8 protein-coding genes and 2 pseudogenes are annotated in these 11,966 nt (G+C 33.1%); 9 read left to right on the forward strand and 1 reads right to left on the reverse strand.

Annotated features, from left to right (window positions below):
* Window positions 1-18: 18 nt before the first annotated feature.
* Window positions 19-891 (reverse strand): HTH domain-containing protein, encoded by an 873-nt coding sequence (locus KA893_RS10010; protein WP_041080456.1) that lies wholly within the window; start codon window positions 889-891, stop codon window positions 19-21.
* 442 nt (window positions 892-1,333) lie between these two features.
* On the opposite strand from KA893_RS10010, the gene rbfA reads away from it, so the two are divergent.
* The 9 genes and pseudogenes from rbfA to KA893_RS10050 all read left to right on the forward strand — a co-directional run bounded on the left by rbfA (window position 1,334) and on the right by KA893_RS10050 (window position 11,962).
* On the forward strand, window positions 1,334-1,678 hold the full coding sequence (gene rbfA / locus KA893_RS10015; protein ID WP_002483451.1) for a 30S ribosome-binding factor RbfA: 345 nt from the start codon (window positions 1,334-1,336) through the stop codon (window positions 1,676-1,678).
* A gap of 238 nt (window positions 1,679-1,916) precedes the next feature.
* Window positions 1,917-2,834 (forward strand): tRNA pseudouridine(55) synthase TruB, encoded by a 918-nt coding sequence (gene truB / locus KA893_RS10020; protein WP_037538533.1) that lies wholly within the window; start codon window positions 1,917-1,919, stop codon window positions 2,832-2,834.
* A gap of 13 nt (window positions 2,835-2,847) precedes the next feature.
* Window positions 2,848-3,819: a bifunctional riboflavin kinase/FAD synthetase gene (locus KA893_RS10025; RefSeq protein ID WP_069821935.1), complete on the forward strand. Its 972-nt coding sequence runs from the start codon at window positions 2,848-2,850 to the stop codon at window positions 3,817-3,819.
* Between the two features lie 104 nt (window positions 3,820-3,923).
* Complete coding sequence (gene rpsO, locus KA893_RS10030) at window positions 3,924-4,193, forward strand: 30S ribosomal protein S15 (RefSeq protein WP_002483448.1); 270 nt, start codon at window positions 3,924-3,926, stop codon at window positions 4,191-4,193.
* 154 nt (window positions 4,194-4,347) lie between these two features.
* Entirely contained in the window at window positions 4,348-6,441 is a 2,094-nt protein-coding gene (gene pnp / locus KA893_RS10035) for a polyribonucleotide nucleotidyltransferase (RefSeq protein ID WP_041080458.1), read from the forward strand.
* Window positions 6,442-6,820: 379 nt separating this feature from the next.
* On the forward strand, window positions 6,821-8,494 hold the full coding sequence (gene rnjB / locus KA893_RS10040; protein WP_041080459.1) for a ribonuclease J2: 1,674 nt from the start codon (window positions 6,821-6,823) through the stop codon (window positions 8,492-8,494).
* Window positions 8,495-8,795: 301 nt separating this feature from the next.
* Window positions 8,796-9,681: pseudogene (locus KA893_RS14250) on the forward strand (cell division protein FtsK); the annotation flags it as partial.
* A 101-nt stretch (window positions 9,682-9,782) separates the two neighbouring features.
* Window positions 9,783-11,246, forward strand: a pseudogene (locus tag KA893_RS14255) (DNA translocase FtsK); the annotation flags it as partial.
* Between the two features lie 2 nt (window positions 11,247-11,248).
* Window positions 11,249-11,962, forward strand: coding sequence for a GntR family transcriptional regulator (locus KA893_RS10050; RefSeq protein WP_002483444.1), 714 nt, complete (start codon window positions 11,249-11,251; stop codon window positions 11,960-11,962).
* Window positions 11,963-11,966: the final 4 nt, after the last annotated feature.

Consider the following 11,966-nt stretch of genomic DNA (forward strand, 5'->3'; position numbering starts at 1 on the left):
ACTAACTGTAAGCTTTTTTTAAATGTCGTAATTATTGAATAAAACTTGTATTTTTCTTTTAAATTCATCGACATAGGATTGTGGTTGTAGAAGTATGATAGCCTGAGGATATAGATACGCTAAATGCATACTTTCTTCTTTTGAAATAATTAGGTTAACGATAGTCCCATCTGTTGAAGGAGTAGTATCTAAGATAATGAATTGTCTCTTTATTTCTGGCCAAATATCATCTTTCACTAGCAGTTTCACTTGTTTAATATGATTAAAGATATCGCGTTCAAATACTTGATTTGTTAGTTTAATATCTGTAATTGTTGTTAAATCACGCGTATATATTTCTCCCTCATATAAGTACGTAATCCAATACACGTTATCAAAATAGCGCGTATAAATTGGAATGATGTTAGGGAGCTCGACATTATCAAGTTGTATAGTGAGTTTATGATTATTCTCGATTGCAAGTTGAATTTTATAGATTAAAGTAGACTCATTGAGTTCACGATGTATTTTGAATTGGCTTAATAATTTATTAGATAATAATTTTTCTGCTAGATTTGAATTAGCATTCAAACCACGAATGAGATTATATGTATCTTCATGAATAACCGGGGTGAAATCTTTCATTCGAAAAATAAGATTTAGCAATCTATTATTTTTAAATTTATATCTATCAATCTTTAAGCGATGTTTTTCAATTGTAGTATCGTATATTACTTTGCCTTCAAGACCATGCCATTCATGATCTTCATAAATAAAATTATTTATATCACTAATGTCTCTTTGAATCGTACGTATATTAACTTGTAGTTTTTGTGACAAGGCTTCTTTGCTTATCGTTTTACCATTTAGTAATCGGGTGTAAATATAGAGCAGACGTTCTGGTTTTTCCAAAAAAGATGCAACTCCTAAAGTTTTAAAATCAAATCAATTATAATATCGATTAGTTTTATAGTATAGCACTATATTTTTATAAATGTGTAAAATCATTATGAATTGACGTACTAAAGTTGATGGCTTTGATGAAAAACACATGCCATTTACACTTAAGCATAAAAATTCATCGCTTAGGCAATTTAAATATAAAATTATAGCGTTCTTATGAAATAATGTTTCAAAAATTAACAGTTAGGAATTAAAATTATGCTCAACTGTCATATAATATGTTGTATTTATATATGACATGCAATATATTGTAATGACAAACATAACTCTACTGATTCGATAAAAGGGAATACAAAGTAATAATATTTGTTTGACGTCATGAAATAAACTGTCATATAATTTGTTAGTAAGGAAACAATTGACGAAGTAAGATATATGTGAGGTGAAAAATATGAATATGAGAGCAGAACGTGTAGGTGAACAAATGAAACAAGAAATCATGGATATCGCTAATAATAAAGTTAAGGATCCAAGAATTGGTTTTTTAACAATTACTGACGTACAATTAACCAATGATTTATCTATTGCAACGGTTTATTTAACTGTTTTAGGTAATGAAAAACAAAAAGCAGATACCTTCAAAGGCTTAGAAAAAGCTAAAGGCTTTATAAAATCTGAATTAGGCTCTAGAATGAGACTCCGTATCATTCCAGAATTGAATTTTGAATATGATGAATCGATTGATTATGGTAATAAAATCGAAAGAATGATTCAGGATTTGCATAAAAAAGACTAAATATTAATTAACGTGTCTTTGATTCAATATGAAGTGGACAATTGATTAATATATTTTCACAGGATGATTACATTCTATTTAGCTCAATATTTGAATTTAGATTGTAGATTCTTAGTGTAGGAGCGAGAACTTGAAATCGAATAGATTTCAGTCTCGCTCTTTTTTACATAAACGCGTAAATCAATACATGTTAGTATAGTATATATAATAAAAATGAGACTCTGAAGGTGAATTGAAAATGTATAATGGGATTTTACCGGTGTTTAAAGATCGTGGATTAACAAGTCATGATGTTGTATTCAAGTTGAGGAAAATTTTAAAAACGAAAAAGGTTGGTCACACGGGTACGCTAGACCCAGAAGTTTCAGGTGTTCTACCAATTTGTATTGGCAGTGCTACGAAAGTGAGTGACTACATTATGGAAATGGGTAAAACTTATAAAGCTACAGTTAGTTTGGGCATAACAACGACGACTGAAGATCAGACTGGAGAAATATTAGAACAAACAGCTGTTAATGAGCAAGATGTTTCTGCTAAGTCGATAGATGATGTTTTACAACAATTTAAAGGTGAGCTGATACAAATTCCACCAATGTATTCTTCCGTAAAAGTAAATGGTAAGAAACTATATGAATATGCAAGAAACAATCAAGTAGTTGAAAGACCAGAGCGAAAGGTCAACATTTATCAAATTAATCGAATTTCAGATTTGCGTTTTGTAGACGATACTTGTCAATTTGATATGATAGTTGAATGTGGTAAAGGTACATATATTAGAACACTTGCCACAGATATTGGTAAAGCACTTGGGCTACCTGCACATATGTCAAAATTAACACGTACGCAAAGTGGTGGATTTGATATCAATGATAGTCTAACACTTGAAGATATAAAGTCATTGCATGAGCATGACACGTTACTTGAGAAATTATTTCCTATAGAATATGGTTTGAAAGGTATTGAACAAATTTTAATTACTGATAACGCCATTAAAGGAAAAATATTAAATGGACAAAAGTTTTACAAAGCTGAGTTCAAGCAAAATATAGACGACATCGTTATAATGGTCGATAATGAAACACATAAAGTGTTAGCAATTTATGAACCACACCCAGAAAAACTTGATGAAATTAAACCTAAAAAAGTGTTTAACTAAAGGAGTCATACACATGAAAGTGATAGAAGTAGCTCATCCAATTCAAGATAATCAATATATAACAGAAGCGGTTGCGATGGCTTTTGGATTTTTTGACGGTATGCATAAAGGTCATGCAAAAGTATTTGAAACATTAGATGCCAAAGCAAAATCCCAAAATTTAAAAAAAGCAGTCATGACATTTGATCCGCACCCTTCAGTTGTATTAAATCCTAAATTAAAGAGAACAGATTATTTAACACCAATTCAGGATAAGGTGGAAATTTTAGAGTCATATGGTATAGATTATTGTATCGTTATTAATTTTTCATCTAAGTTTGCTGAAGTTACGGCTGAAGAATTTATTCAGGATTATATTATCAAAAATAATGTAAAAGAAGTGATTGCTGGCTTTGACTTTACATTTGGTAAATTCGGTAAAGGGAACATGATGATTCTTGACGAAATGTCTGAGTTTAATACAACAGTTGTGAGTAAACAAGAGATTGAGTCAGAAAAAATATCTACAACAGATATTAGAAAATCGCTTAAAACAGGCGATTTGCAGAAGGCCAATGAAGAATTAGGTTACCGATATCGTATTAAAGGTACAGTTGTTCAGGGTGAAAAACGAGGGAGAACAATTGGTTTCCCTACGGCTAATGTGCAACCGAGTGGTGATTATGTATTGCCGAAAAATGGCGTTTATGCTGTCAGCATGGAAATTGGTGTAAACAAAGAAACATATCGAGGCGTAGCCAATGTTGGGGTTAAACCGACGTTTCATGATCCTTCCAAAGCACAAGTAGTTATTGAAGTGAATTTATTCGACTTTAGTGAAAATATTTATGGTGAACGTGTAACCGTATATTGGCATCACTATTTAAGACCAGAAATTAAATTTGATGGAATAGATCCTTTAGTTGAACAGATGAACAAAGATAAAGAAAAAGCAAAATATCTATTATCGGTTGATTTTGGTGATGAATTATCATATAATATTTAAGTCGAATGTGTAATCCACATTTATGCACCTTTACCTTGGCAGCTCGAGACTCCGACGTTTTGCTCGGATAAAGGCGAATAAAAATTAAAAGGAGGAAATTGACAATGGCAATTTCACAAGAACGCAAAAATGAACTAATTAAAGAATATCGTACACACGAAGCAGACACTGGTTCTCCAGAAGTCCAAATCGCTGTATTAACTGCAGAAATCACTGCATTAAACGAACATTTACGTGAACACAAAAAAGATCATCATTCACGTCGCGGATTATTAAAAATGGTAGGTCGTCGTAGACACTTACTTAACTATTTACGTGACAAAGATGTTCAACGTTACCGTGAATTAATTAAATCATTAGGTATCCGTCGTTAATTTTAAGACGTTTATTGATAGGGAAAGAACCTTTAGGGTCCTTTCCCTTTTTTATAATTTAGAACAGCTATTTTTTAAAAAGGAATATACTAATATAAAATTATTCTAAGAAATGATATGATAGAACTAATAGATATATGAGAGGAGATTCGTAATGTCTCAAGAGAAAAAAGTTTTTAAAACCGAATGGGCAAACAGATCATTAACGATTGAAACAGGTCAACTTGCTAAACAAGCTAATGGTGCCGTACTCGTTCGTTATGGTGATACAGTAGTTTTATCTACTGCAGTAGCTTCAAAAGAACCACGTGATGGTGACTTTTTCCCATTAATGGTTAACTATGAAGAAAAAATGTATGCAGCTGGTAAAATTCCAGGTGGATTTAAGAAACGTGAAGGTCGTCCAAGCGATGAAGCAACGTTAACTGCACGATTAATTGATAGACCAATCCGCCCATTGTTCCCTAAAGGTTATAAGTATGATGTTCAAATAATGAATACTGTACTTAGTGCTGATCCAGATTGTTCACCAGAAATGGCAGCTATGATAGGTTCATCTATGGCATTGAGTGTTTCTGACATTCCATTCCAAGGGCCTATTGCCGGTGTGAATGTGGGATATATTGATGGTGAATACGTAATCAATCCAACGGTAGCACAAAAAGAAGTGTCGCGTTTAGACCTAGAAGTTGCTGGTCATAAAGATGCAGTGAACATGGTTGAAGCGGGCGCTAGTGAAATTACTGAGAGTGAAATGCTAGAAGCTATTTTCTTTGGACATAGCGAAATTCAACGATTGGTTAATTTCCAACAAGAAATTGTTGATCATATCCAACCAGAGAAAAAAGCATTCGTTCCTGTAGAAAAAGATGAAGCATTAGTTGAAAAAGTTAAACAACTAACACAAGAGAACGGTTTAAAAGATGCTGTTTTAACATTTGATAAACAACAACGTGATATCAATTTAGATGCGCTCAAAGAAAAAGTAGCAGCTGAATTTATTGATGAAGAAGACGCAGATAACGAAGCGTTAATTAAAGAAGTGAATAGTATATTAAATGACTTAGTGAAAGAGGAAGTTAGACGTTTAATTGCTGAAGAAAAAATCAGACCTGATGGCCGTAAAACAGATGAAATTCGTCCATTAGAATCAGAAGTAGGTGTCTTACCTAGAGCGCATGGTTCTGGTTTGTTTACACGTGGTCAAACACAAGCACTATCTGTCCTAACTTTAGGTTCAATGAGTGAATATCAAATCCTAGACGGTTTAGGGGAAGAAGAACAGAAACGTTTCATGCATCATTATAACTTCCCAAACTACTCAGTAGGTGAAACGGGTCCTGTTCGTTCTCCAGGTCGTCGTGAAATTGGTCATGGTGCATTAGGTGAACGTGCATTGAGCCATATTATACCGGATTTGAAAGACTTCCCATATACTGTAAGAATTGTAAGTGAAGTATTAGAATCCAATGGTTCGTCTTCACAGGCATCAATTTGTGGGTCTACATTAGCATTAATGGATGCTGGTGTGCCGATTAAAGCACCTGTTGCAGGTATTGCTATGGGCTTAGTGACACGTGATGATAGTTATACAATCTTAACAGACATTCAAGGTATGGAAGATGCACTTGGCGATATGGACTTTAAAGTTGCAGGTACAGCTGAAGGTATCACTGCAATTCAAATGGATATTAAAATTGATGGTTTAACAAAAGAAATTATTAAAGAAGCGTTAGATCAAGCACGTGAAGGTCGTCTAGCTATATTAGATCACATGCTACAAACTATCGATACGTCTCGTAGCGAATTAAGTGCTTTTGCACCTAAAGTAGTTACGATGACAATTAAACCAGAGAAAATTAGAGATGTCATTGGACCTGGTGGTAAAAAAATTAATGAAATCATTGATGAAACTGGCGTGAAACTTGATATCGAACAAGATGGTACGATCTTTATTGGTGCAGTTGATAAAGATGCCATAGCACGTGCACGTTCAATCATTGAAGATATTACACGTGAAGCAGAAGTTGGACAAGTTTATGAAGGTAAAGTCAAACGTATTGAGAAATATGGTGCGTTTGTTGAATTATTCCCAGGTAAAGATGCACTTGTTCACATTTCGCAAATTGCGAATGAACGTATTGATAAAGTCGAAGATGTTTTAAAAGTCGGCGATATTTTCAAAATCAAAGTAACTGAAATTGACAAACAAGGTCGTGTCAATGCATCACATAAAGCATTACTATAAATTAGAGTTTTATCATAAAATTGGTATTGTAACTATAACGAGAGACTAGTTAACTGAATGTAACTTCCTACAATAGCATGTCATCGATTCTATTGTTGGAAGTATCACATTGCAGTATTTGCTAGTTTCTTTTTTTATACATAAAAAATGCTAATAAGGAAGTTTGTAATTATAAATAGTATATAAACGGAATTTCAGTTTGTGGAAAATTTTCAAGTCGCATTGTATATTAAGTCAATATAAATTGAGTGATTATAGAATTAAAATAGATATAAACTATTTGTTGTAATTACTTTAATAGTGTACATAAAGCGCATTTTAACTTATAATAAATTATGAGTTTATATATGGACGGGGAAATTAAATAGGAGGTAACATTTTGAGTTTAATAAAGAAAAAAAATAAAAACATTCGTATCATTCCACTCGGCGGAGTTGGAGAAATTGCGAAAAATATGTATATCGTCGAAGTGGACGATGAAATGTTTATGCTTGATGCTGGTTTAATGTTCCCAGAAGACGAAATGCTGGGCGTAGATATTGTTATTCCAGATATTCAATACGTAATAGAAAATAAAGAAAAATTAAAAGGGATCTTTCTAACGCATGGACACGAACATGCTATTGGTGCTGTAACGTATGTGTTAGAACAAGTTGATGCTCCGGTATACGGTTCGAAATTGACGATTGCTTTAATTAAAGAGAATATGAAAGCACGCAATGTAAATAAAAAAGTTAGATACTACACAGTGAATAATGAATCAGTGATGCGTTTTAAAGGGGTAAATGTCACTTTCTTTAATACGACGCATAGTATTCCAGATAGTTTAGGTATTTGTATCCATACTTCTTATGGCGCAATTGTTTATACGGGTGAATTTAAATTCGACCAAAGTTTACATGGACATTATGCACCAGATTTGAAGAAAATGACTGAGATAGGCGAAGCGGGTGTGTTTGCTTTAATTAGTGATTCGACTGAAGCTGAAAAGCCAGGTTATAATACACCAGAAAATGTGATTGAATCACATATGTACGATGCATTTACAAAAGTGAAGGGCAGATTAATTGTATCTTGTTATGCTTCTAATTTTATAAGAATTCAACAAGTATTAAATCTTGCGCAAAGATTAAATAGAAAAGTGTCATTCTTAGGACGTTCACTTGAAAGCTCATTTAACATTGCTAGAAAAATGGGATATTTTGATATTTCAAAAGATTTATTAATTCCAATCAATGATGTTGAAAATTATCCTAAGAATGAAGTGATTATCATAGCCACTGGTATGCAAGGTGAACCTGTTGAAGCGCTTAGTCAAATGGCTCAGAAAAAGCATAAGATAATGAATATCGAACCAGGGGACTCTGTCTTTCTAGCTATTACAGCTTCTGCCAATATGGAAGTGATAGTAGGTAATACTTTAAATGAATTAGTACGTGCAGGTGCTGAAATTATACCAGATAGTAAAAAGATTCATGCTTCTAGTCATGGTTGCATGGAAGAGTTGAAGATGATGATTAACATAATGAAACCAGAATACTTTATACCAGTAAATGGAGAATTTAAAATGCAAATTTCTCATGCTAAATTAGCTAATGAAGCAGGTGTACAACCTGAAAAAATCTTCCTTGTAGAAAAAGGCGATGTTGTTAACTACGATGGTGAAGAAATGATTTTAAATGAAAAAGTAAATTCTGGAAATGTACTTATTGATGGTATCGGTGTAGGAGATGTCGGTAATATCGTATTAAGGGATCGTCATTTATTAGCGGAAGACGGTATATTTATTGCTGTGGTTACGCTTGATCCAAAAAATAGAAGAATAGCGGCAGGTCCAGAAATTCAATCAAGAGGTTTCGTTTATGTAAGAGAAAGTGAAGCACTTTTAAATGAAGCTGAAGAAAAAGTCCGTGAAATTGTCGAATTAGGTTTACAAGAGAAACGCATTGAATGGTCTGAAATTAAACAGAGTATGCGTGATCAAATTAGTAAATTATTATTTGAAAATACGAAACGTCGTCCGATGATTATTCCAGTTATTTCTGAAATTTAATAATTTTAATACTAAACAAAGAGGTTAAGACATACGCTTAGGTAAATATATTTAAAAGTAGATTAAGGTGACATGTTAAGCAATTTTGCCATAAATCCAACCTTTAAATGCACTAAGAGCGAAAAAATGTCTTACCTCTTTTATGTTATTATGTAAGAATGCGAAACTTTATTTATACATAAATATTAATAACTATGAGAAACATGCATATATTTTAAACGAAAATGTTATATCACATATGTAGGAATTGAACATATGATGACGCATATTTGAAAACTGAGTCGAAAAGAAGGTGTTAAATTTGGCACAAACGAAAAAAAGATCAACAGCTAAGCGAAAACCTGCAAATACAAGAAGAAAGACATCCAATAAGAAGAAACAACAAGGTGATCATCCCTTAAGATATATATTGGCAATTGCAATTTTTGTCATCATCGTCTTAGGTGCTTTTCAACTTGGTATAGTGGGAACAATGATTGATAGTTTCTTTAATTATTTATTTGGTAACAGTAGATTTTTAACTTATATACTTATTTTGATTGGAACTATATTCATTACATATTATAAAGCATTACCTAAAACGAGACGTACAGTGGGTGCCTTCGTATTACAATTAGCTTTATTGCTAGTTACACATATTGTTTTTTATTTTACAAACAAGGTACAAGCGCAACGTGAACCAGTATTGTCATTTGTATATAGTTCATATAAACATACGAATTTTCCGAATTTTGGCGGAGGACTCTTAGGTCATTATTTATTATCGATATCTATACCGCTTATTTCAATTGTAGGTATTATTATTGTCACAATTTTACTTATAGCTTCAAGTATTATTTTACTTTTAAAACAAAAGCACCGAGATGTATCTAAAATATTATTTGAAAAGTTAAAAGTTAAAAGTCAGGATGCTTCAGAAAATTATAAAGAAAAGCGCAAACAAAATAAAATCAAAAAAGAAGCGAATGCACGCGTAAAAGCTGAGAAGAAAGCTGAGCGTGAGAAACAACAACTAGAAGCGACTGAGCAACAAGACATTAAAGATGTTAGCGAGCTAGAAGAAGTACCAAACGAAACAAGTAACCAACAATTATCTATCCCTATATACGGACATAGTGAAAATGATGAAGAATCTACAAATCAAAGTCCAAATACTAAAAAACAACGTACTAAACGCATGTACGATCATGAAGCGGATAATGTTCAACATACAGAGCATGATACAAATGATGCGGATTTGGCTTCATTAGATCAATCTATGGATGCTACTGAAGAAACTGAAGATAGTCAAAGCGATGCGGTTAACTCGATTTCAGAAGCTGGAGAAGTGGAAAACGAGGCATACACGATTCCACCACTCTCATTACTTAAGCAACCAGCGAAACAAAAAGCAACTTCAAAAGCAGAAGTTCAGAAAAAGGGGCAACTGCTAGAAACAACACTTAAAAATTTTGGTGTAGATGCTAGAGTGACACAAATAAAAATCGGTCCTGCGGTAACACAATATGAAATTCAACCTGCACAAGGTGTTAAAGTAAGTAAAATTGTAAACTTGCACAATGATATCGCACTTGCACTTGCAGCTAAGGATATTCGTATTGAAGCACCTATTCCAGGACGTTCTGCAGTGGGTATTGAAGTACCAAATGACAAAATTTCACTTGTATCACTTAAAGAAGTATTAGATGAGAAGTTCCCTGCAAAAAATAAATTAGAAGTAGGATTAGGAAGAGATATCTCAGGTGATCCTATAACAGTTGAATTAAATAAAATGCCCCATTTACTTGTTGCTGGATCTACAGGTAGTGGTAAATCCGTATGTATCAATGGTATTATCACTAGTATTTTACTTAATGCAAAGCCGCATGAAGTAAAACTTATGTTAATTGATCCGAAAATGGTAGAATTGAATGTATATAATGGGATTCCCCATTTATTGATACCGGTAGTTACAAATCCTCATAAGGCATCTCAAGCTTTAGAAAAAGTTGTGGCCGAAATGGAGCGTCGTTATGATTTATTCCAACATTCATCTACAAGAAATATAGAAGGTTACAACGAAGCGATTAGAAGACAAAATCTTGAGCTAGATGAAAAACAAGCTGAACTACCTTATATCGTGGTTATTGTGGATGAATTAGCTGATTTAATGATGGTTGCTGGTAAAGAAGTAGAAAATGCAATTCAAAGAATTACTCAAATGGCTCGTGCAGCAGGCATTCATTTAATCATTGCAACACAACGCCCTTCTGTGGATGTGATTACTGGTTTAATCAAAAATAACATTCCAAGTAGAATTGCTTTTGCTGTTAGTTCACAAACGGATTCTAGAACGATTATTGATAGCGGTGGCGCAGACAAGCTATTAGGAAAAGGTGACATGCTATATGTTGCAAATGGTGGTTCTACAAGAACGCGTGTGCAGGGTGCATTTTTAAGCGATCAAGAAGTGCAAGACATTGTTAATTATGTAGTAGAACAGCAAAAAGCGAATTATGTTAAAGAAATGGAACCAGACGCACCAGTAGAAAAATCAGAAATGAAGAGTGAAGATGCGCTTTATGATGAAGCATATTTATTTGTCATTGAACAACAAAAAGCGAGTACTTCTTTATTACAAAGACAATTTAGAATTGGTTATAATCGCGCTTCCAGATTAATGGACGATTTAGAACGAAATCAAGTTATTGGACCACAAAAAGGAAGTAAACCTAGACAAATATTAGTGGATTTAGATAGTGATGAGGTGTAAAAATGGAACTGACTTCTGTTTATAAAGTTAAAGAGTGGATGATACAACAAATCAAAGATGGCAAATTACAACATGGTGAACCATTACCAAGTAATTTAGCAATAGCTAGAACATTAAATGTAAAGACAGATGATGTCTATGATGCAGTAGATGAATTAATCACTGAACAAGTTTTATCAAATAATTTAGAAGAAGGTGCACGTGTTAAATCACTGCACCCATTCTATTATCCTTTAGGAGAAGTTGTAAGTATAAGTAGAATGATTGAAGATCAGGGTTATAGTGCTGGGACAGAATATATTAGTTTTGATGAAAAACCAGCGACCTCATTAGATTCAAAACGATTAAATATTGCAGATAAGGCAAACGTTACAATTATAGAACGTGTCAGAACGGCAAATAAGAAACCCGTAGTATATTGTTTAGATAAAGTGCCTGCGAGTGACTTAACATGCGCACAATATCAAAATAGCGATGAATCGTTACTAGGTGCTATCGAAGCACATGCGGGAAAAAAAGTGGCATATGCTGATACTGAAATGGAGGCCATCAGTTATGAGCCGCACATTTCAGACATCTTAGGTGCATCACCACATGAAGGGCTTATGTTATTGAAATTAGTCCATTATGATAAAGATGACCAACCAATACTTTATTCTTTTAATTATTTCAAAAGTAGTTTAGTAAAATTTAAAACGGTTAAAAATAGTTTATAATAAG

Source organism: Staphylococcus sp. GDY8P126P (genome assembly GCF_017891965.1).
In the GTDB taxonomy this organism is placed as follows: domain Bacteria; phylum Bacillota; class Bacilli; order Staphylococcales; family Staphylococcaceae; genus Staphylococcus; species Staphylococcus saprophyticus.